This is a genomic window from Pseudomonas sp. R28(2017), from assembly GCF_002112505.1.
Taxonomy (GTDB): Bacteria; Pseudomonadota; Gammaproteobacteria; order Pseudomonadales; family Pseudomonadaceae; genus Aquipseudomonas.
In genome coordinates, this window is record NZ_NEHW01000011.1 from 31560 (window position 1) to 53206 (window position 21647).

Consider the following 21647-nt stretch of genomic DNA (forward strand, 5'->3'; position numbering starts at 1 on the left):
CCCTTCCCTTACTGGCCCGCGGCGGTTGCCGGCGGCAGGTCGTTGGTCACCCGCAGGATGCCCCACAGCCCCGAGAGGTTGCCGTAGGCGGCATAGTCGCGGAACAGGTAGTCACCCGGCACTGCGTTGGCGCCACCGGCACTGGGCAGCATGAAGCTGAAGTGCGCGGCTGGCAGCACGCTCTCCTGGGCGCCGATGTACATGGCCATCGGGTTGAGGCCGAAGCGCACCGAGCCGATACCTGGCAGGTTCATCGGGTAGCCGTCGAGGTCGTTCTTCTCGGCCTGGTAGTTGTGCAGCGGCCAAACATGCCCGTCCAGCTGGTAGACCATGCCGCGGCTGCCACCACTGGGCATGACGATGTGGTTGCGCACGGGCTGGCCCGGCTTGGCGTACAGCACCGGGGTCAGCGGGTCGCCGCCGACCAGGGCGTTGGCGTAGGCCATATGGGCGTTGGGCACATCGCCGAAGCCCAGGCCGTTGGCACGGCCGAACGGCGAGTCCGGGGCCATGCCGAAGCGCAGCCACAGCGGTTCGGTGCGGTAGTTGACGGCCATGTTGCCGTTGTCCTGCGGGTCGCCCGCCGCGCCGTTGCCTTCGGTATTGATGCCTTCCACCGGGCGGCCATCGGCCCAGCGCATGTTCAGCGCACGCTGCCAGACCGTGACGAAGTCGCGGTAGTCCGCCTGGCCGGTGACCTTCACCGTGGCCTGGGCACGGCTGGCGGTGTCCTCGGTCCAAGTGGCGGTCTGCGGCAGGACGCTCATGGCACCGACCAGGCCTTTCTGCGGTTGCTTGATGAAGTCCGACGGGGTCAGGTTGAGGCCACCGAACTCGATCGCCGTGGTGTTGATGTTGTCCACCGTGCGGCCCAGTTGCAGCACCGGCTTGCCTTCACGCTCCAGGTGGCCGGCGTAGTACTGGTACACCTTGCTCGGGTAGGCGCCACTGTTGCCGGCCCGGGGCGGCACGGTCTGCACCGGGTTGAGGCCGACGTTGGCACCATCGGACTTGGTGATGTCGTAGGCCAGCAGCTGGGCGTGCAGGCCGACGTGGCTGGACGGGCGCATCAGGTTGTTGGCAAAGGCGGTGGCGCCTTCGCTGTCGAAGCGGTCACGCTTGACCACGTTGTGCATCACCGCCGTGCTGGGCAGGTCCGGCATCACTTCGGGCAGGCGGTTCTCCAGGGTGATGCTGATGCAGTCACCGGCGTTGGCACGCAGGATCAGCGGCTCGACAGGCACACCCGCCTTCAGCTTGCCGGTGGTGGCGTCGAGGTCGGCCTTGCGTACGTACAGGATCGCGGTCGGGTCATGCAGCGGCGCACTGTGGCCACCGATGCTGAACGGCTCGCCGTCCTCCGGGTCGACGCCGCTCACCAGCGGGATGCTGGTCTTGCGGTTGTTGAATACCAGGGTACCGCCATTGGCCTTGAGCGGGCCGCCGACATGCTGGCCAATCCCGGCGGGGTCGTTGATGGCGACGCCGTTGCGGTTTTCCAGGATGTCGTTGGCCAGCGCGGCGACGATCTCGTAGCTGCGCTTGACCGTGGTACGGGTGCCGATGCCGTTGGGGTTGGCCGTGGTTTTCGGGCAGATGCCGTCGAAGTTCACGGTGTTGCGCATGGCCACCGGCTGCGGGTTGTTGGGCAGCGGGAACAGGTCGGCACGCTGCGCGGTGTAGTTGCGCATGATGCCCCAGATGCCGTTCCAGTAGCCTTCCAGCGCCGCGTCCAGCGAATACAGGTAGTCACCGTTGGTGGCGGCGGAACTGGAGATCATCGACACCGGCGCCATGAAGCCCAGCTGCTCGGAGATACCGATCATCTGCGACGACTTCCAGCCCGAGTTGGAGCTGTTGCCGAAGCCCGAACCGTTCTGCAGCCATTTCACGCCGTGCAGGGTGACGTTGTGCTCCTCTTCATGGCCACCGGCGTGCATGCGCAGGCGCACGTTGTCGCCGCTGTAGGTGCGCAGCATCGGCGTGAACGGGTCGCCCGGTTCGCTGCCGGCCTTGTTGATGTGCGGCGGGAAGCGCGTGGTGCCGCCGGTGGGGCCGACCGCCGAGGTGATCGCCGAGGGCGCCATGTTCATCGCCGGGATGGCGCGGTCGGTGCGGGTCTGCAGGGCGTAGCTAAGGTCGCCACCCAGCCCGTCGGCCTGCATGCCGCGCTTGCCGTCCGGGCCGACCTTGTTCGGGTCGAACACGCGCAGGGCCAGCGGTTCGTTGCGGTAGTTGACCACGAACATGCCGGGGTCATCGACCGAGATGGCCTGCGGGCAGGGCCGGCTCGGGCAACCTGGGTTGATGCCGCCACGCTCCTCGACGATGGCTTCGAGCAGGTTCGACGCCTTGCCGCGCACCGGCGGGTTGATGGCGTAGCGGAAGCTGTCGGCGGTGGCCGGGAACGACTGGGCATTGGGGATGCCATCCGGGCCTGCACCGACATACACGCCCGCTTCATAGGCATGCTGGAAGTCGCTGTACTCGAGGAAGAACTCGCGGTAGCTGTCGTTCTTGCCGTCGCCGTCGTGGTCGCCGGTCTGGATCACCGCCTGCCATGAGGTCGGGCCGCCGTCCTGGCGGGTGGCCGGGTTGTACAGCTTCTCGCCGGTTTCGGCGTGGTACCAGGTGGAACCGGCCGGCTCGGCCAGCACGGTGGCGTACAGCCCGAGTTGCTGGTGGGTCGATGGGCCGAGGTGGTCATGGGTGAAGATAGTGCCCAGGCCACGGTCGACGTTGAACACGTTGACCAGCGGGTCGGCGAACCAGCGCTGCATGGCCGTGCGCGCCCCCAGCCAGTCGGCCCGGCCGAAGCGGCCGAAGTACGGGTGCTGCTTGGCTTTCGGGCAGGCAGCGGTGCCATCGCGGGTGTCGCCCTCGCTGCAGTTGTTGAAGGCCCGGATGGCATGCACGCGCTCGACCACGCTGCCGGGCGAGAGGATGCCGTCTTCGTAGTTCCAGCCATTGGCCGAGCCGTCGGCGGCGGTCAGGTCCCACTTGGGCAGGTGGATGTGCTGGCCGATCACGTCGGTCGGGGTGCGCACCTGGTAGTCGTCCATTTCATAGAACGACGGGATCAGGTTGGTGTGCTGGTACATGGTGCAGTCGAAGGTGTTCATGCGCATCACCAGCGGCTCTGGCGGGCGCTGCTTGGTGATCACCGGCCAGGCGTCTTCCCACAGGGCGATGATGCGTGCCTGCGGGAAGTGGTAGCCGACCTTGTTGTACACCGCATCGAACTGGATGTTGGCGCCCTTGTAGATGCGCGGGCGGTCGGCGGTGAAGCTGGACGCGCCACGGAAGTTGATGCCGGTCAGGCTTTCGCCGCTGAAGAACTCGCCAACCCCCGAAGACTGGGTCAGGCGCTTGCCACGGTCATCCATGCACGGCTCGTAGAACGGTGCGCCTGCGGTCGGCAGCGCGCCGTTGGTGCGGAAGGCCTTGGGCACCGGCTGGCTGCCGGGGATCAGGGCGTAGCTGGGGTGTTCGGCCATGGCATGGAACTGCATGGCGGCCTGCTCGACGTCGGTGCCCTCTTCCGGCAGGTAGATCGGCTTGGCCCGGTGCACCACCTTGGAGAAGTCCAGCTTGGTGGTGGTGGTCACCGCTTCACCGCCCGCCGAGACACCGTCCAGCGCGTGGCGCCCGAGGCCGCCGTCCCAGCCATCGACCTGGTTGGGGTCGAGGTTTGCCCACAGGGCCTTGCCGCTGTCCTTGAGCTGCCGGGCCAGGGCCGGGTCGAGCATGTCCAGTGGCGGGGTTGGCGGGCGGTTGCCGACGCTGCTTTCCATGCCGCCGATCCAGAACGGGTAGCCTGGGTTCTTCAGGGTGCCGTCGGCATTGCGGTTGGCCTCGCTGCGGTCGACCAGGGCCAGCGAGCCGATCGCCTTGGCTACGCCAGGCTGCTGGGCGTGGTCGCCATCGTCGTCCTCTTCAGGGTGCTCATCGTCGTTGGCGGCCACCTGCCCGGCAGAGAGCTTGGGCACCACCACGACCTTGCCAGGCATCGGCGCCATGGCCTTGCCTGGCAGCGGCACGATGGCCGGGATCGGTGTGCCGGCAACGATCTCGCCGTCCGGCAGTGCCCGTGCCCCCACGGCGGGCTTGCCGCTGCGCAGTGCGAACGGAACGCTGTGGAAGCCATTCTCGCCCTGCCCGCTGACTTCCAGGCGGGTGCCTTCCTCGAACACGTCGTGCACCCGCCACATGGCCCACATGCCTTGGGCGAAGTGCGGGTAGAAATGGCAGTGATAGATGGCGTCGCCGGCCACCCGGTTACGGTTGCCCGAGCCACCGTTGGCAATCTCGTAGGTGTAGCCGACACCCGCACCGATGCCCTGGGCATCGATGTAGTCGGAGTTGTCGTCATTGGGGTTGAACAGCCACTGGTGCCCGTGCAGGTGGAAGATGTGCTGCTCGTGGCCGTTGTGGGTGTTGCGGAACTTGGTGAAGTCACCGATGTAGCTGTGGTGCACGTTGGCAGGTTCCGCCGGGTACAGGGCCATGCTGGCCTTGACCCCGGTGGCGCTGGCCGGCGGCACTTCGCCGGGGCGGATATGTTCGAGGCCGACGTTGGCCGGCACATCGACCAGGGTGCCGACATCGCCCACGGTGTGCGCACTGAGGAAGAACTCTTCGTAGGCACACGACAGGCAGTCATGCATCGGCCCTACGCCCAGGCGGTTGGCGACCACCTCGGCGCCCATGCCGCCGGAGCCGTAGTTGATCATGAACGAGTCGCGTGCCGGTTCCAGCACATGCCCCATGACCGGGTCGGCCCAGTAGCCGGGGAAGGCCTGGGTGCCAGCCACTTCGTCGGCGAACTGCGAGGCGAAGTCGCGAAACGCCTCGAGCCGGTTGGGCAGTGCCGGGTTGCGCTTGCCGATGCTTTCCAGCGGATAGGTGGTCTTGGGGAAGCTGCCATCAGGGTTGGGGCCCATGACGATGGCATCGGTTTCGCTGTTGAGGATCTCGTTGCCGTCGATCATCGCGATGATCGGCTTGCCGGCCTTGCCCTCGGTCACCCACGGCTCGCGCTGCGGGAAGCGGGCCTCGTAGTCGATCACCGGCTGGCCGGTGGCGGTACGCCCGGTGGTGGCCAGGCGCATTTCTTCTTCGGTCAGCGTGTTGCGGTAGGTGCGCCCACCTTTGGGTACCACCACCACCTGGCCGAACAGGCCGTTGGCGACGTTACCGGCAGTCCCCTCGCCGCCGAAGGTGGCGGCCTTGCTGGTGGCAGCAAACGCCCCTTCGCGCTCGGCATACAGGGTGTAGCTGCGAGTGCTGCCCGGGCTGACCAGGAAGTTACCGTTGCGGCCGGTGTTGGCGGAGATGTCGGCGATGCTGTTGACCGCCTGCAGGCCGTTGACCTGGAAGCCGACCATGCGCTCGGCCACCTGCTCATCGGCGACGAAACCTTCGCCGGCTTCGTTCTCGACCTCGGTCTCCGGCCCCTCTTCGCCCTCGGGCGCCTCGGCTTCGATGCCGTGCTTGTTGGGGTTGGCCCGGTAGTCGAGCAGGTTGGTGAGGTTGACCGTGAGGCAGTCACCGGCGGCCACGCGCAGCACGATCGGCCGCGGGCGCTTGTCGGGGCGCAAGGTGACCTTGCCCGGCACGGCGGCGCCACCCTTGCTCAGCGGGACCTGGCGATCATCCACCACGTCCTCGCGCAGGGCGAAGATCATGCCGTTGGCGTTCTGCGCGCCAAGGCGGTTGAACATCAGTGGCTGGTCCAGGGCCACCACATTGGCCACCAGGGTGCGCTGGCACTGCACGGCAGCCTCGCTGGTCGCTTCCCAGCCAAACAAGGCCAGGACAAGTGATGTCAGGACGGGGCCTTTGTACGGGGTCGACATGCTGCACCTCCGGGACACAGGGACTCTGCGAGGAAGTGAGCAAGGTGTGTGCCATAAGAAAATGGCGTTTGATTTCAGTTAGTTGGAAGTGGAAGCGGAACAGATTGGGGAGGATTCCCCATGGAAATTCCCCGAATCGGGGGATGATATGCATTGTCGTTTCGGGGGGTGGGGGCGTGGCTGTGCGGGGCAGCCTTACATCCAGTTACTTTCATGGGAGGCTTGAACGTTTACGAGTTGAAAATTCCTACAGCCTTATAGGAAGAGCGACGGTCCTACCAGAATTGATTCCCCGTTAGTGTTCAGGCTCAGCGTAATCACAACTGACCGATGAGCCACTCGTTGGCCTGCGCCACCGTAAGCAGGCCGGCAATCGAGGAACCAGATGCCCACACACTCTAACGCTAACGATGAACACGCGGGAACGGCAAATACAACTTGTCGCATGAACGAGCAGAATGCTCAAAGCATGCTCGAACCAACTGCATGGGCTGCCCGCCTTTCCAGCGACAGCCGCCAGACGCCCCCTTCAGAACCTGAAGTTTACGCGGCGGACCCGGACTTTCAACTGCGCGGTGGCTACGACAACCTGATGCTGGACGCCGCCGCACCGCTGTTCGGCCTGGTCATGCGCCTGCGCACGCTGGATGAACTTCCGAACATCAAGGATGTGCACCAGAAAGTGCGCAACCAGATCGAGAACATTCGCCAGGAGATGCGCCAGAACAACTATGAGCCGGCGCAATTGCAGGCCTACTCCTATGCCCTGTGCCTGTTCATCGACGAAGCCGTGATGGAACGCCCGTGGGGCAAGAACAGTTGCTGGAGCCAAACATCGCTGCTGAGCATCTTCCATGACGAGACCCAGGGCGGTGAAAAGGTCTTCACCGTGCTCTCGCGGCTCATACAGGAGCCCAAGCGCTATCAGGACGCCCTGGAGTTCATGTATTTCGCGCTGTGCCTGGGCCTGAAGGGCAAGTACGCCGTTGCCCCGAAAGGCGAAGAAACACTGAACGCCCTGATCCACCAGCTGCACGGGATTATCCGCGAACTGCGCGGCCCCGTCCCGACAGAAATCAGCGACCCCTACACCAACGTGGCGCCCCGCGACTTCCGCTTGAAACGGCAGTGGCCCTGGTGGAGCCCGCTGGTGCTGTCTGCCATTGCCATGGCCATTGCCTACGGGATCTACAGCTACCGACTTCATCTCATTACCACCGAGGTGCTGGAGTCGTTGGAGCGCATTTTACAGCAGTAGCCGAATGCCACGCATTTCAGGGAGATCCACATGTCCAGCCAAACCGACCTGCGCTTCAGCTTTCAGCCGCTGCTGACCCAAATGGAATTCGAGGTCGTGTCGTTCAAGCTCGACGAGGCGATCAGCACGCCGTTCCAGTTGCAGCTGGAACTGATCAGCTTCGAGGATGATGCCGACTTTGCCCAGTTGCTCGACAAACCTGCACTGTTCACCCTCTGGCGTGGTGAACGCCCGCTGCGCTACGTGCACGGCCTGATCAGCAGCTTCAGCCAGGGTGAAACCGGCTTCTGTCGTACCCGTTACCACGCCTTGGTCGAGCCACAACTGGCACGCGCCAATCTGCGCTCGAACTGGCGCATCTTCCAGCAGAAAACCGCCGCGCAGATCATCGAACTGATGCTCAAGCGCCAGCGCATCCTGCACTTCGAGCTGCATGCCAGCTGCAATCATCAGGTGCGCGAATTCTGCGTGCAGGCCGGCGAGACCGACCTCGACTTCATCGCCCGGCTGGCGGCTGAGGAAGGCTTCGTCTACCGCTTCGCGCACAGCGCCAAACAGCACAAGCTGATCATCAGCGATCGCGTGCAGGCCTTGGGGCTGATCAGTCATGGCGTCATCAAGACCGAGGATGACGATGACGGCCTGTTCGATGATCAAGAGCAGATGGGCCCCTATCATGTGCTGTACCGCACCAACAGCGGCGGTGTGCAGGCGCTACCCTGCCTGCGTCGGTTGCGCTATAGCGAGCAGGTACGTACCGCCAGGCAAGTGCAGCGCGACTACACCTTCACCAACCCGGCCTATCACCAGCAGCACCGTGCAGAGGCCAGCGGCGTAGTTCACCAAGCGACGGATTACGAGCGTTTCGACTACCCCGGCCGCTACAAGCGCGATGCGGTAGGCAAGCCCTTTACCCAGACCCGCCTCGACGCCCGGCGTCACGATGCCTGCATCGCTGAAGTGGAAGGCGACGATGTGCGCCTGCAACCGGGGCTGAGCTTCACCCTCACCGAACATCCGCGTGAAGACCTGAACGTGCATTGGCGGGTGATCCATGTCGTCCATGAGGGCAGCCAGTTCACCAGCTTGCAGGAAGAAGCCGCCGGTGCCGAACGCGGCACGCACTACCAGCAGAACGCGACACTCGTGCCTGGCCGGACCGAGTGGCGCCCTGCCCCGCTGGACAAGCCCCGTGTCGATGGCCCGCACATGGCCACCGTGGTCGGGCCACCCGGTGAGGAGATCTACTGCGACCCGTGGGGCCGGGTCAAGGTCAGTTTCCCTTGGGACCGAGAGAGCCAGAACAACGAGTTCAGCTCCTGCTGGGTGCGCGTTTCGCAAGGCTGGGCCGGCGGCAGCTGGGGTTCGATGGCCATCCCGCGGGTCGGCCAGGACGTGATCATCCACTACGTCAACGGCGACCCCGATCAGCCGATGATCACCGGGCGTACGTACTGCGGTAACCAGCTGCCGCCGTACGACCTGCCGGAACACAAGACGCGCATGACCATCAAGAGCCAGACCCACAAGGGTGATGGTTTCAACGAACTGCGCTTCGAGGATGAACTGGGCAAGCAGGAAGTGTTCATCCATGCCGAGCGGGACCAGAACAATGTGGTCAAGCACGATGAAACCACCCGCGTCGGGCGCAACCGGGTCGAGCAGGTGGGCAATGACGAGCAGCTGACGGTCGGCAACGATCTTCAACAACAAACGGGCCGCGACCGGACTGATCGGGTCGGGCGTACCTGCCAGGTAGACATAGGTCAGGACCTCATCGAGCAAGTCGGAAATGACCATCGTGAGGCCACGGGGGCCAATCACCATGTCAGTGTCGGTGGCCAGAGCGAGCTGCACATCAAAGGCCGGCAGCACATCAGCATCGGCGGGGGTGTGAACTTGCAAACCACGGTCTATCAACTGCAGGCCAGCGAGCGCATCGAGTTCAGAAGCCCTGGCGGCAGCATCGTGCTGGACCAGCAAGGCATCACCCTGAACGGCCTGACACTCACATTGCTCGGCCCGACCCAGGCAGCCGTCGAGGGATCGGGAAACACCCTGGACCTGGATCTGCTCGCCAATGCCAGCGACCGGTGCGAGGAGACCGGCCGATGAGCAGTGAAGCCTTGATCAAGCTCATCAACCAACACCACCGCCCCGGGCAATACCGTTATGTGCTGCTGGACCCGCTGGCAGTTTCAGAAGGCAGCGAACAGTCATTACTTGCAAGCCTGAAATTAGCATTGGGCGACAAAGCGATGACACGCGTGGTTCGGCCCGACCTGCCTCGTGCACCCGGGTTGCATCCCGTGCTCGTTTGTCTTGGCTCGCCCGGAAGCTCGCCTGACATTTCACTGCTGGAGGCGACAGCACAGGCTGCCGAACGCGACATGCATCGGCGCAAGCGCCATGTCTGCGGTTGGCTGCTCAGCGAAGCGCCGCCCACCGCCGTCGCAGCTCACCTGACTGCCCTGTGCCGTTTGCCCGATGCATCCGGGACGACCACGTTTCACCCTGTTTACGAACCGCTGCGCCTGGAACTGCTGGCCGCGTTGTTCGAGCGTGCGGAACAGGGGCCTTGGTGGCCGATCGAGCGCTGGGTGTTCTTGACCAGTGGCGGCAGCCTGGCGAGCCTGAAAGGTCAGCCACATGCCCGGAGCGGTTTACCTGCGGGTGCCCTCGGTGTTCAACAGGACATCGCACTGATCGAGGCCGTGCTGGCGATTTGGAAGGCATCAACGCTGTTTGCCAACAACACAATCAAAGTCCCAGCGTTCCCTCCATTCGCTGCCGTGCGCGCCTTCAATCACATCAATGACGCACGCGGGCTCGGTCTGAGCGCTGAGCAAGACATCCGGGCACTGGCCTTGCACTGGCTTTGCCTACACCCACAGCTGCACACCCTCACAGCCGTGCGCGACATGATCAGCGCCTCCATACATCAGCAATACCCACTGAGTGCCCAGATGGCGCGTTACTCCGATTCGAACTGGCGGCGCCTGCTTGCCACGCTCCCCAATCTCGAGGCCTACCCATGAGCTTCAGTCAGAACATTGCCAACCTGATCACCGAAACAGACTTCCTGCTTACTCCCTGCAAAGCCTGCCAGCGCCAGGGCCTGCCCATCCTCCCCCTGCGCCGCGCCGTGGTCCCCGATACCCGCCCCGGCAGCGACCCCGCCACGCAAACGCGGATAGGCCTGCGCACCTTGCGCAGCGGTTATCTCTATGTGCTGCTCGACCAACGCATCTGGCACGCCTACGAAGTCACCGCGCAAGGCCATCTGCGCCGCTTCTTACCCTACGAGCCAAACCCAGGGCCGCCACCGTCGCTGCCCGAGCACTGCGTGCATGAAAACCACGACATCCCATCGTCCTTCCTCAACGTCGACACCGACACCTACGGCTCGGCCTGGCTGGCCTTTTCCAGCGATCCCTGGCCAGTCAGCGTGCTAGATGCCTACAAGAGCGGCCAAGCGCCTGCGCAGCGCTTCGAAGGCCTGGACCTGATCCAGGCGCGCAAGCACCCTGAGCTGCTGGGCCTGGCCATGACCCCGGACAACCTCCAGGTCGATCGCCAGGTATTCGAGTATGCCCAGCAACTGAACGGGCCGTTCGACAGTGCCCATGGCTTTCACAGCCGTTTCCTGCGCAAGACTGCCCTGCGCGGTTTCCTGGTCAACGCCATGGCCCGCCACCAGCTGGAAAACGGCGTGCTGGCGGTGGTGCTCGACGACACTGTCGGCCTGATCCAGGAGTACAACCACCAACGCCTGAACTGGGTGGTCAAGCGCCAGGCCTGGCGTGAGGACCCGCTGCGCGCCTATCAGCTGCAGACGTCGCAGATCCTGCAGATCATTCGCGCTACCCAGCGTGAGTGGGCGGCGCAAGAAGTAGCGACGTTCGAACCACAGACAGGCGACGGGCCGCCGGTGTTTACCGATCCCAAGGTAGAGCGCCAGCGCGAGGTTAAACGGCGCCAGCAAGAGAGTGATGAAAAGCTAGAGGAGCGCTATGACGAGCCCCGGCGTGCAGCGTTCCAGGCCGAATACCAGCAGGAAGAAGCCCGGTTCCAGGCTTTCATTGACCGGCATGCTGGCACCTACGCGAAACTCTGCGAGAGCGCGGCCTTTGCGCTGATCGAGCGACACGACTACGATGGCCGGGACCGGGAATCGGGTATTGCTTACAGCAAAACCATCGCTGCTTGCCTGGCCGGTGGCATCACCGAAGCGCCGTCCACCAATCCTGAGCTAGCCCCAGGTACCAGTGGAGCGCTGTGGCTGAAGTGGCTGCAAGACCCGAACAGCCCACCCTACCGCGCTTTGATGCTGCGCGATGCCCCCCTGATGGCAGCGCTGCTGCCGAGCTTCTCGCCGAGCGAGCCGACCAACTGGAACGACAGTGAGAAGCTTTATAGCGCCCTGAGCAAGTTCATCACCAGCGAAGACGCCGGCCTGAAGATGCGAGACTCGCTCAAACAGGCCATCACCGAATTGCAGGGCGCGGTCAATGCCGCCAGTCTGCGCCTGCAGACGCGGCTCGACCCTGGTATCCAGCAGGCCGTGCGGCACCTGAACAGTGCCAGCCAACGGATTTACAACGGTGTGCATCTGATCGAACTGCAGGTGCAGATGAAGCTGGGCGAGTACTACGCCTTGCAGAGCGCGCACCTGCGTGAACTGCAGAACAGCGCCAGCGAGAAACTGGCCAAGGCGCGGGCAGAGATGATGCCGGACCTCGAAGACGTGAAGGCCGGTATTTTCAGGCAAGCAAGCAAGGTAAAACCGATCATCCAGACCGGATTGCTGAGCCTTGCCGTGCTCGACCCGAAAATCGCACATCAGGTGATCCCGGTCAGCGTTTGGGTCGAGGGCACGGCGCACGACCTGCATGAGCGGTTATCCAAGGAGGTGAAGTTGAACGTCAATCAGTTAAACGACACCGCGAAGATGGCGCTGGTGGAAATCAAGGTGGCAGGGGGGACGCTGGAACTGGAAGCGCGCAAGACCCTGAATGGCATGAAGATCAGTGCGGGCCAGGCTTCACAGTTGGTGCGTGACAGCTTCATCGGATTACGAGGTGTGGGAAAAGGCTGGGAGTTATTGCTCTCGCTGGGCGGGCTTTATCTGCTGGGTGACAGCTTAAGTAAGAACTTGAAGAAGGCTGAAGAGGTTATTGGCCCTAAATCAAATGAGGCGATGATGACACTGTATGGGTCGGGTCTTGGCATTGTCGGTAGCAGCGTAGAGTTAATCGGTTTTTTGACGCCGCGAAGGGCAACCACAAAGATAGAACACTCCATGGGTCGTGCCGTCGCCAAGTATGGTTCCACCCTGAATGCGGCATCGGGAATTTTCGAGGCTATTCAAGCGTGCATCGCTTCGAGGCGTGCGGGCGAAGCCGGGGATACAACTGCAAAAAGATTCTATCGTGCTGCAACTGTGTCCGCCTCTGCCGGCACCGTTCTGGCTATTCTAGCCGTATCCACTTCATTGGCAGCCGGGGCTTTAGGGGTCTCGATCATTTTCACTTTTGTCGCATACAGCTTCATGAAAGCAGGCGGCCAGCAGGAGTCAACAGCATTAGAGCGATGGGCCCGTCGCTGCTACTTCGGAATAGCAAATGAAAATCCCCGCACACATTGGGATTCACCAATCTATGCGGATATCGCACTCGCTGAGTTGAATACAGCAACACTAGGCGTATCCGGCGATTTAAAATTCGAGGTCATGTTCACCAATCAACCAGTGAATTCAAAAATAGGCATCCCTATCGACCTTAAAGTGCATCGACGTCTAAAATTTAACGTCTTACTCCCTCGCTTCTTAGAGTCAATCTCAAGCTACCAATGGAAACTCTTAATCCATCGACATGGTGACATGAATAATCTTAATACAGCTGCAGGCGAAGCCATATTATCTAAGGAGCATTACCCCCCGAACGTAGCAAGCAAAGCCACAGAACAAAAATTTACACCCACCTCAAAAGTTCCAAGCAACATCGACTACCAAATGGATACTCTAAAACTTAGTGAATCTCTACAAGAATCAAACTCGGCTAACGACAACAGGCATGCCACCAAAACATTCACTGGCGAATTAGAACTCACACCCGACACCGTACTGCACAACATAACATCAGCCTCACTCATCATAATGTACTGGCCTGATCGCAACATACCAGAAGCCTATGCAAAACTCGTAAGCAATGAGAGCAACCAGTGAACAATATAAAGCGTGAATTTGGCTGGCAGTATGATCTGCCCGCACCCAATAAAAGTTGCAACGTCGCTCCAGCCGCAGCAAGAATTTACCCACCACCTAATCACGCTGATAATTATTACCTAGAAATACCGAGGACACCTCTCAGGCCTCGTGGGCTTCTGCTATTTCTAGGATCCAGCATACTTTTTATCACTGCCACCGGAATCCCGTTTATAGCCTACGACGACCCCACGTGGTTTTTCGCGCCCGACATCAGAATAGTCGCATTTCTGGCTTTAGTACTTGGCGCGGTATTCGTGGGAATACCAGTAATCCGCCTAGACCTTGAAATGCCACGCCACGAACCTATTCGCTTCAATAGACTCCGCCGAAAAGTTTATTTCTATCAATATAGATTCGAACAAGCTTATCCTTTCGGCCGAAAAAACTGGGGTGTCAGACCCATCAGCTACAACTGGGACGACCTCACAGCAGAGGCTTATCGCACCTATGTACCGCTGGGCTACGGCGGGCTAAAAGAAAGAATAATGTTATCAGTCAAGAAACCCGAGACCAACGAAATCATAGATCGCCTTTTTCTATGTGATGATATACATCAAGGTACACTTTACTGGGAAATTGCCAGGGCTTTTATGGAAAACGGCCCTGAAGTACTTCCCAACTTCGTTCACCCCCCCAGAGACTGGGATGAATTCCCAAATCCCGACCCCTGGGAAAATGCTTTTCATCGCAACCCATTCGACCGCCTCGCCCCCAAAGTCCACTGGCCCGCTGATATGGACCTGGAATCCCGCACCGCCCCCAATCCAGGAGACCAGAAATGAAACCCGTAATACTCGTAGGCCACCGCCATGACTGCCCGATCCACGGCCCGGGCGTGGTTGAGACAGGCAGCACTCACTACACCTTCAATGGCAAAGCTGTGGCCAGAGTCGGCGACCGCACCAGCTGCGGAGCGGTGATCGAAACCGGCGCAACAGGTTTTCAAATTGAAGGTAAAGCCGTAGCACGTGAAGGTGACAGAACCGACCACGGCGGCGTACTGAGCCAAGGTGACAAGAACTGGCAACTGGATTGACCGTCCTCGAACCGGGGCCGCCAGGCGGCCCTTCGTCGGCACACCCCAAAAACCCTATGAAAACCCATGAAACAAATTGAACATCCGGCGCCGGTAAGCTTCCAAAAGATGATACGTGCCATCCTTTTGCCAGGAGCCTGCCACCTATGCCCATCCCGCCTTCCCCGCGCTGCCAACGCCCAGGAGCCCGGTTGCCATGAAGATGCCCGGCCGCGCGCCCAACTCCAGCCTGCAACTCGACTATGTCCGCGACACCCTGTTCGGCCCGGTGGCCCTGAGCGTGGAGTGCCAATGCCAGCTTGCCCCCCTCAACCTGCAGGGCCGCCCTGCCCTGCGCCTGCACATCTGCCCGCCGCTGCCAGACAAGGTCGAGCGCGCCCACAGCGTGGCATTCATCTGGGACGGGCGTAGTTATCACGGGGTGGTCCGCGACCAGGGCAAATGCGGCGATGGCGGCTTGAACCTGCTATTGGAGCTGCAATAAGCCGATCAACGGCGGCGCACTGGGCTGAACCTGCCGCAAACGGCAGATCTCCATACCTACAAGGCCCTGCCTTCTGGAGAACGCCATGAACAGCCCGTTGCTCAAGCTCTTCACCCACCCCTCCGACGCCTGGATCGACATCCGCCGCGCCGAGGAGGAACACCCGCAACAATACCTGCCGCGCCTGCTGGCGCTGGCACTGATACCTGCCCTGTGCCTGTTCGTCGGCACCACCACTTTCGGCTGGAGCCTGGCCGCGCAGGACCGGGTGCAACTGAGCATGGCCAGTGCCGCGCAACTGGCGGGGCTGCTGTATGCCACCACGGTGGTCGGTGTAATGCTGATGGGGGTGATGATCCGCTGGATGTCGCGCGGCTTCGATGCGCAACCGACACTCAATCAATGCATCGGCTTCGCCGCCTATTGCGCCACGCCGTGGTTCTTCGCGGGAGTGGTTGGCCTGCTGCCGATCCGCTGGCTGGCCCTGCTGGCGCTGGTTGCCGCTTCAGCCTACGCCACGGTATTGCTGTACGGCGGCCTGCAGACGTTCCTGCGCCTGCGCAAGGAGCAGGCCATGCTGTTTGCCAGCTGCGTCTGGGGCGTGGGCCTGCTGTTGCTGGTGACCATCCTGGTGTCGATGATCCTGTTCTGGACCAATGGCCTGATGCCGGAATACGTGCGCCCGGCCAGCCTCGGCTGACCGGGGTGCACTTCGGGTGCTCAGGCGATGGCCCTGAGTGCCGCCGGCTGGCTATCTCGCAGGGTGTGCAGCTGGCCGACCAGGTTTACCAGGTCGCGACAACTGTTCAAGCTCTGCAGCGGGACCCCGGAGAGGGTCACGCCCTCCTCCAGGCTTTCTCCTTGACCCAGGCGGATGGTCAAGGTGGTGCCGTCCGGGCAGCTGACTTCGCAGCGGTCGGGCAGGCAGGCCTGCTCGATGATCTGCCGCATTTCCAGCATCGAAACTCCTATCAACGACATGGTACGACCCTCTCTGTACTGGATGGCCTGTTGTGTGAGTACGCCTTTGGCGGGCAGGGTGCTAATTGATATTGCGCATGCCCAAGCGGCCGTCCATGCGCCGAGGCAATGATCGTGCGGAGAATCCTTTAGCACCTTAGTGGAAGAACGATGATCGACCTCGCCCGTTCGATCGAATACTGGCACGACGCGACAGGCGGTCGCTGGCTGCGCCTGTCAGTCAGCCAGTGACGCCCACAGATGCTGCGCGGCATAAGCGCGCCAGGGGCGCCAGGCCAACGCGCGTTCGGCCAGTTGAGCGTCTGGCCCCTCCAACCGGCGCAAGGCTTTGACCAATGCCACATCCCCCAATGGCAACGCATCACCGACGCCCGCCTGGCGCAGCGCCAGATAGTGGGCACTCCAGGGGCCGATCCCCTTCAAGCGGCAAAGGTTGGCCAGCAGCGGCTCCAGCGCCTGCCCCTTGCGCAACAGTGCTGGCTGCGCCAGTAGCGCTCGCGCCAGCGTACCCAGGGTGGCAGCGCGTGCGCGGGGCATGCCGAGGTTTTCCAGTTCGGCGTTGGCGAGCACGCTCGGGGTCGGGAACACATGGGTCAGGCCAGCGGCCGGCAGGCGCAACGGCTGGCCATGGCGCGCCACCAGGCGCCCGGCAAGGGTCATGGCGCCCGCCACGCTGATCTGCTGACCGAGTACGGTGCGCATGGCTTGCTCGCAGGCGTCCCAGCCCTGCGGGACGCGCAGGCCTGGCCGGGCGGCGAGCAGCCTGGCCATCAACGGGTCGCGGGACAGCTCGGCGGCGATGCTTTTGGGGTCGGCGTCGAGGTCGAAGAAGCGGCGGATGCGGGCGATCAGTGAAGGGACGGCTGAGGCAGGCACACCGCTTAGCTGGATATACAGGCGATTGCCGCTGGCAGGCCTGGCTTCGAGTACAGCGTGTTGGCCTGCCACAGGGAAACTGCGGCGATAGATGCCATTGCTGAAGGTTTCGATGCCGGGGATGCAGCGGGCGGCCAGAAAGGCTTGAGTAGAAGGCCAATGGTAGGGCGTGGGGTAGCGCAGCCACAACGTGTGCTGGCCGTAGCCGTTGAGTGAGCGGTGAACTGCGTGCAGTCGGGACAGAAGCATCGCTGCATCATGCCAAGATTTGCAGGGTTTGTACCGGCCTCTTCGCGGGCACGCCCGCTCCCACAGAGAACCCACAATGCTCGAACCTGTGGTTATCCTGTGGGAGCGGGCGTGCCCGCGAAGAGGCCGGTACAGGCAGTCAATGATCCAAGCCAGCACCCTCGTCCGCCATCTGCCCAAAGCGCCCGGCGTGGAAGTCATCGAACGACTCGGCAATCTCTGCCTGGCTGTTCATCACGAAGGGGCCATAGCCAACGATCGGCTCATCGATCGGTTCGCCACTGAGCAACAACAGGCAGGCGCCTTCGAGCCCCTCGATGGCCACATGCTCGCCACCGCGCTCCAGCAGCACCAGGCTGGCCGGGCCTGCCTCACGCTCGCCGTTGACCCGCACGCTACCCCGCAGCACCACCAACGCAGCATTACGACCTTCGGCGACCGGCAGTTGCAGGCTGGCACCGGCAGTGAGCTGCATGTCCCACACATCCATCGGGGTGAAGGTCCGCGCCGGGCCCGAATGGCCTTGATAAGCACCGGCGATCACCCGCAAGCTGCCGCTGTCACCTTCCAGTTGCACCACGGGGATGTCCGCCGACAACAGCGTCTGGTAACCCGCCGCCGCGCGCTTGTCACGTGCTGGCAGGTTGACCCACAGCTGCACCATTTCCAGCGTGCCGCCGCTGCGGGCGAACGCCGGGGAATGGAACTCTTCGTGGATGATGCCGTTGGCGGCCGTCATCCACTGCACGTCACCTGGGCCGATCAGGCCGCCGGCCCCGGTCGAGTCGCGGTGTTCCAGCTCGCCCTGATAGACGATGGTCACGGTCTCGAACCCGCGGTGCGGGTGCTGGCCGACACCGCGACGGTCACCGGTCGAAGTGAAGTCGTAGGGGCCGGCGTAGTCCAGCAACAGGAACGGGCTGATCTTGCTCGCCAGATTGTCGTAGGTGAACAGGCTACGCACGGGGAAGCCATCGCCAACCCAATGGGCGTGAGGGCTGCGGTGGATACCCAGGATCTTTTTCATGAGAAGGCTCCTCTCTAAGCTGGGTTAACCTTACCAATGACACCAATCAGCCGGTAGTGAGCTGAAATGGCATTGATCGTTCCACCCATGGAACAGCCGGTCACGCTTGCAGGTATTCGAGCACTTTTTGCGCGGCCATCGCCGGGTCTTCCTGCATGAAACAATGCCCGCCGGGGACCTGAAGGGCGTTTACCTCAGCGTTGAAGCTGGCCAGGCGCTGCACCGAGTGCGGCACGAAGGGATAGGTCTGTTCACCATAAAGCACCAGGGTTGGCGCCTGGATGGCAGCCAGCTGCGCCCACATGCGCGACGGGAACGAGCTGAAGATCTCCACTTCGCGGCTGGGCCGGCACTTGAGCACCACGCCTTCGCCGCAGTCACCGATCGCGTGCTCGACATACGCCTGCAGTGCGGCTTCGCTCCAGCCTTTGAAGATGCCACGCCCCTGCAGCGCCGCCCGCGCCGACTCACGGTCGGGCCAATGGCTGCGCCGGCTGGCAGCCTTGCGCGCCAGGGCATGCCGGCGGTGCAGGCCGACCAGCGCAGCAGCGCCCATCACACCGATCATGCGCCGGCTGAACAGTACCGGGTCAAGCAATACGGCACGGGCAAACAAGCCCGGCTGGCTGGCCAGCATCAACCCGGTCAGCACGCCACCGAAGCTATGCCCCACGGCGTACCGGGGCACGTCGCCATATTCCCCACGGCCGGCATCGAAGGCTTCCACTGCCAACGCAGCGCTGCGGTTCCAACCGCGAAAATCACCGCCATGGTCGCTGTCACCATGGCCCTGGACATCGCTCAGCCATAAATCGAAATGTTCACTGAGGCTCATCAGCAGCGGCTGGTAGGCCAGGCAGCAAAAGCCGTTGCCGTGCAGAAAGTGCAGCAGCGGCTTGCCGCTGGCCGGCGAACGCCAGCCACGCAAGGTGAAACCTTCGGCGGCGTCAAATGACCAGGGGATCAGCTGCATCGGCTTACTGTACTCGACGGTTCATGAAAACGCCGATTCTACAAACAGCAGCGGGTAAAGTGAAATCACCAGCAACAAGGCCATCAGGACATTGAACAGCATCAGCCAGCGCGGGTTTTGCAGCAGGTTGCGCAGGGCGCTGCCGAACATTACCCATACGCCGACGCTGGGCAGGTTGACCAAGGCGAACAGTGCGGCAATCACCACCACATTGGTCACATAGCCCTGGGCCGGCGTGTAGGTGGTGATCGCCCCCACCGCCATCACCCAGGCCTTGGGGTTGACCCACTGGAATGCCGCCGCGCCCCAGAACCCCAGCGGCTTGCGCGCGCCTGGCGCGTCCGTGCCGAGCGGGCCGGAAGTGGCGATCTTCCAGGCCAGGTACAGCAGGTAGGCCGCGCCGGTATAGCGCAACACGCTGTACAGCACCGGCCAGGCCTTGAACACTTCGCCCAGGCCCAACCCCACCGCCAGCACCATGACCATGAAGCCGACGCTGATACCCATGGCATGCGGGATCGAACGGCGCACACCGAAGTTCACGCCCGAGGCCAGCAGCATGGTGTTGTTGGGCCCCGGGGTGATCGAGGAAACGAAGGCAAACAGCACGAAGGCGGTCAGCAGGTCGGCAGAGGCAAGCATGGCAGGCATTCCAGAATTGTTGCAGGTGCTGTCACACTAACGGAGTCGCCCTGCCCTGCGACCGGTACAGTTAAGTTAAATTATGCAGATACACATCACTGTACCGCTCAATATGAACCAAGGAAGCCCGTGCATGAGCCTGACCATCCGCCCCGCCGTTCGCACCGATGCTGCGCAGATTCTCGCCTACATCACCGAGCTGGCCGAGTACGAGCGCGCCCGTCACGAAGTGGTCGCCACCCTCGCCGATATCGAGAAAAGCCTGTTCGATGAATCCAGCACCGTGCACAGCCTGATCTGCGAGCGCGAAGGCAAGGCCATCGGCTTTGCCGTTTACTTCTACAGCTATTCGACCTGGCAGGGCCGCAACGGCATCTATCTGGAGGACCTGTACATCACCCCCGAGCAGCGCGGCGGCGGCGCAGGTCGGGATGTGCTGCGGCACATTGCGCGCGAAGCCGTGGCCAAAGGTTGCGGGCGGTTCGAGTGGAGCGTGCTGGACTGGAACGAGCCTGCGATCGGTTTCTACAAGTCACTGGGTGCCGAGCCACAGGATGAGTGGGTGCGCTACCGGCTGGATGGCGACAAGCTGCTGGCGTTTGCCCAGGGCTGACCCTCAAACCGTGCCGGCGCTGCTGTGCACCCGGTGCATCACCATGCCGACCAACACCACATTGGTCAGCGCCAACAGGCACAGGGTCAACAACACCCCCATCGAGCCAAAGTGCTCGAACAGCAAGCCCCCCACCACGGGTGTGAGTGCCTGTCCGATCAGCGACGGGCGCGACATGCGGCCCATCAGCAACACATACTGCGCTGGCGGCATCATCGCCAGCGGCAGCAGCCCACGTACGATCGCGCGCAGGCCGTTACCGCAGCCGAACACCAGCAAGCCCACCGCGGTGGCGGCCGGTACGAAGGTCACCATCAGCAACCCCACCAGCACCAGGCTCACCCAGGCCAGCGCGGTCCAGATCGGGTGGCGCTTGCCCGCCAGAATCTGCAGCACCCGCGAGGCCACCTGGCTGGGCCCGAGCATCGCCGCCAGGCCGATGGCCACCGGCAGCGAATGCCCCAGGCCCTGCAGCACGGCCACCAGTTGTACGGCGATGGCGGTCATGATGATCGCGCCGATGGCGAACATGCTGGTCAGCAGCCAGTAGAGGTGGCGGTCGACACCGGGCGCTTCGCCTTTTGCCTGAGCCTTGGCCGGCACCTCGACCCGACCGCCCGCAGGCAGCACCCGCCAGTACAGCGGTGCGACCACCACGATCAGTACCAGCGCATAGCACACGCACGTCGCCCGCCAGCCGAAGTGTTCGATGGCCAGGGCCACGGTCGGCCAGGACAGGGTCGAGGCGAAGCCGGCAATCAGGGTGATGCCGGTGATGGCTTTGCCCGCGCCTTCCCCGTACAGCCCGCCTAAGGTGGAGAAAAGCGCTTCATACAAGCCCATGGCCATGCCGATGCCGATCAACGCCCAGGCCAGCAGGAACAGGCCAAGGTTGTGGCTGGCGGCCATGATCAGCAGCCCCACCGCCACCACCGCACCGCTGGCGGCCATTTGTGGGCGGCCACCGTAGCGGGCGACCAGGCGGCTGGACAAAGGGGCAAGCAGCGCCGAGACCATCAGGCTCAGGGACAGCGCGCCGTAGACCCACTGGCTGGGCCAGCCGGTGTCGCGGTTGATCGGGTCGGTCATCACCGCCATGAGGAAGAACGAGCCGCCCCAGACCAGGATTTGCAGCACGCCGAGGAGGACGATGCCGAGGGGGCCGGGGAGGCGGTGGTAGCTGTGCAAGGCGGGGCCTATTTCAGTCGCGGGGCTGGGATGGCTGTGCCGGCCTCTTCGCGGGCAAGCCCGCTCCCACAGATATTGCACAGGCCTCGAGAGCTGTACGGTCCTTGTGGGAGCGGGCTTGCCCGCGAAGAGGCCGGCACAGTCTTAGAGAGCTTACCTGCTGGCCCCGTCACATGCCCGCCGTCGATGATTGA

The 21647-nt window shown here is 62.8% G+C and carries 16 protein-coding genes; 9 read left to right on the forward strand and 7 right to left on the reverse strand.

What is annotated here, in order from left to right; all coding sequences use genetic code 11:
• Nucleotides 1–8: 8 nt before the first annotated feature.
• Nucleotides 9–5858, reverse strand: a complete 5850-nt coding sequence (gene mnxG / locus CAF78_RS19245) for a manganese-oxidizing multicopper oxidase MnxG (protein WP_085676897.1) — start codon at nt 5856–5858, stop codon at nt 9–11.
• A gap of 469 nt (nt 5859–6327) precedes the next feature.
• Here mnxG and icmH point away from each other — a divergent pair, with 469 nt between their 5' ends.
• The 8 genes from icmH to CAF78_RS19285 all read left to right on the forward strand — a co-directional run bounded on the left by icmH (nt 6328) and on the right by CAF78_RS19285 (nt 15604).
• Nucleotides 6328–7116 carry a type IVB secretion system protein IcmH/DotU gene (gene icmH, locus CAF78_RS19250; protein ID WP_256573944.1) on the forward strand — a complete coding sequence of 263 codons (789 nt, stop codon included), beginning with the start codon at nt 6328–6330 and terminating at the stop codon, nt 7114–7116.
• A gap of 30 nt (nt 7117–7146) precedes the next feature.
• The gene (locus tag CAF78_RS19255) at nt 7147–9231 is read left to right on the forward strand and encodes a type VI secretion system Vgr family protein (RefSeq protein WP_085676899.1); all 2085 of its coding nucleotides are present in this window, start codon (nt 7147–7149) and stop codon (nt 9229–9231) included.
• The gene (locus CAF78_RS19260) at nt 9228–10154 is read left to right on the forward strand and encodes a hypothetical protein (protein WP_085676900.1); all 927 of its coding nucleotides are present in this window, start codon (nt 9228–9230) and stop codon (nt 10152–10154) included. Before CAF78_RS19255 ends, CAF78_RS19260 begins: the two co-directional genes overlap by 4 nt.
• Nucleotides 10151–13342: a T6SS effector BTH_I2691 family protein gene (locus tag CAF78_RS19265; protein WP_085676901.1), complete on the forward strand. Its 3192-nt coding sequence runs from the start codon at nt 10151–10153 to the stop codon at nt 13340–13342. The genes CAF78_RS19260 and CAF78_RS19265 overlap by 4 nt, the downstream gene beginning before the upstream one ends.
• Nucleotides 13339–14166 carry a DUF6708 domain-containing protein gene (locus CAF78_RS28775; RefSeq protein WP_256573943.1) on the forward strand — a complete coding sequence of 276 codons (828 nt, stop codon included), beginning with the start codon at nt 13339–13341 and terminating at the stop codon, nt 14164–14166. The genes CAF78_RS19265 and CAF78_RS28775 overlap by 4 nt, the downstream gene beginning before the upstream one ends.
• The gene (locus tag CAF78_RS19275) at nt 14163–14420 is read left to right on the forward strand and encodes a PAAR domain-containing protein (RefSeq protein ID WP_085676903.1); all 258 of its coding nucleotides are present in this window, start codon (nt 14163–14165) and stop codon (nt 14418–14420) included. The genes CAF78_RS28775 and CAF78_RS19275 overlap by 4 nt, the downstream gene beginning before the upstream one ends.
• 196 nt (nt 14421–14616) lie before the next feature.
• A complete protein-coding gene (locus tag CAF78_RS19280; RefSeq protein WP_085676904.1) occupies nt 14617–14904 on the forward strand; it encodes a hypothetical protein in 288 nt (95 codons plus the stop codon).
• Between the two features lie 85 nt (nt 14905–14989).
• On the forward strand, nt 14990–15604 hold the full coding sequence (locus tag CAF78_RS19285) for a Yip1 family protein (protein ID WP_085676905.1): 615 nt from the start codon (nt 14990–14992) through the stop codon (nt 15602–15604).
• 20 nt (nt 15605–15624) lie between these two features.
• On the opposite strand, the gene CAF78_RS19290 is transcribed toward CAF78_RS19285, so the two are convergent.
• From CAF78_RS19290 to CAF78_RS19310, 5 genes are all read right to left on the reverse strand, one after another.
• Complete coding sequence (locus CAF78_RS19290; protein ID WP_085676906.1) at nt 15625–15885, reverse strand: DUF1652 domain-containing protein; 261 nt, start codon at nt 15883–15885, stop codon at nt 15625–15627.
• A gap of 216 nt (nt 15886–16101) precedes the next feature.
• Nucleotides 16102–17010 (reverse strand): DNA-3-methyladenine glycosylase, encoded by a 909-nt coding sequence (locus CAF78_RS19295; RefSeq protein ID WP_085676907.1) that lies wholly within the window; start codon nt 17008–17010, stop codon nt 16102–16104.
• Between the two features lie 139 nt (nt 17011–17149).
• A complete protein-coding gene (locus CAF78_RS19300; RefSeq protein ID WP_085676908.1) occupies nt 17150–18037 on the reverse strand; it encodes a pirin family protein in 888 nt (295 codons plus the stop codon).
• A 100-nt stretch (nt 18038–18137) separates the two neighbouring features.
• Complete coding sequence (locus CAF78_RS19305) at nt 18138–19010, reverse strand: alpha/beta fold hydrolase (protein WP_085676909.1); 873 nt, start codon at nt 19008–19010, stop codon at nt 18138–18140.
• Nucleotides 19011–19031: 21 nt separating this feature from the next.
• Nucleotides 19032–19661, reverse strand: coding sequence for a LysE family translocator (locus CAF78_RS19310; RefSeq protein WP_177408551.1), 630 nt, complete (start codon nt 19659–19661; stop codon nt 19032–19034).
• A 124-nt stretch (nt 19662–19785) separates the two neighbouring features.
• On the opposite strand from CAF78_RS19310, the gene CAF78_RS19315 reads away from it, so the two are divergent.
• Nucleotides 19786–20265, forward strand: coding sequence for a GNAT family N-acetyltransferase (locus tag CAF78_RS19315; protein ID WP_085676911.1), 480 nt, complete (start codon nt 19786–19788; stop codon nt 20263–20265).
• Between the two features lie 3 nt (nt 20266–20268).
• Here the strand turns inward: CAF78_RS19315 and CAF78_RS19320 are convergent, their stop codons facing one another.
• A complete protein-coding gene (locus tag CAF78_RS19320; RefSeq protein ID WP_085677060.1) occupies nt 20269–21402 on the reverse strand; it encodes an MFS transporter in 1134 nt (377 codons plus the stop codon).
• Nucleotides 21403–21647: the final 245 nt, after the last annotated feature.

Excerpts from the sequence above, each read along its gene's own strand:
- mnxG (WP_085676897.1), bottom strand. The coding sequence starts at position 5,858 with ATGTCGACCCCGTACAAAGGCCCCGTCCTGACATCACTTGTCCTGGCC.
- icmH (WP_256573944.1), top strand. The coding sequence starts at position 6,328 with ATGCTCGAACCAACTGCATGGGCTGCCCGCCTTTCCAGCGACAGCCGC.
- CAF78_RS19255 (WP_085676899.1), top strand. The coding sequence starts at position 7,147 with ATGTCCAGCCAAACCGACCTGCGCTTCAGCTTTCAGCCGCTGCTGACC.
- CAF78_RS19260 (WP_085676900.1), top strand. The coding sequence starts at position 9,228 with ATGAGCAGTGAAGCCTTGATCAAGCTCATCAACCAACACCACCGCCCC.
- CAF78_RS19265 (WP_085676901.1), top strand. The coding sequence starts at position 10,151 with ATGAGCTTCAGTCAGAACATTGCCAACCTGATCACCGAAACAGACTTC.
- CAF78_RS19275 (WP_085676903.1), top strand. The coding sequence starts at position 14,163 with ATGAAACCCGTAATACTCGTAGGCCACCGCCATGACTGCCCGATCCAC.
- CAF78_RS19280 (WP_085676904.1), top strand. The coding sequence starts at position 14,617 with ATGAAGATGCCCGGCCGCGCGCCCAACTCCAGCCTGCAACTCGACTAT.
- CAF78_RS19285 (WP_085676905.1), top strand. The coding sequence starts at position 14,990 with ATGAACAGCCCGTTGCTCAAGCTCTTCACCCACCCCTCCGACGCCTGG.
- CAF78_RS19290 (WP_085676906.1), bottom strand. The coding sequence starts at position 15,885 with ATGTCGTTGATAGGAGTTTCGATGCTGGAAATGCGGCAGATCATCGAG.
- CAF78_RS19295 (WP_085676907.1), bottom strand. The coding sequence starts at position 17,010 with ATGCTTCTGTCCCGACTGCACGCAGTTCACCGCTCACTCAACGGCTAC.
- CAF78_RS19300 (WP_085676908.1), bottom strand. The coding sequence starts at position 18,037 with ATGAAAAAGATCCTGGGTATCCACCGCAGCCCTCACGCCCATTGGGTT.
- CAF78_RS19305 (WP_085676909.1), bottom strand. The coding sequence starts at position 19,010 with ATGCAGCTGATCCCCTGGTCATTTGACGCCGCCGAAGGTTTCACCTTG.
- CAF78_RS19310 (WP_177408551.1), bottom strand. The coding sequence starts at position 19,661 with ATGCCTGCCATGCTTGCCTCTGCCGACCTGCTGACCGCCTTCGTGCTG.
- CAF78_RS19315 (WP_085676911.1), top strand. The coding sequence starts at position 19,786 with ATGAGCCTGACCATCCGCCCCGCCGTTCGCACCGATGCTGCGCAGATT.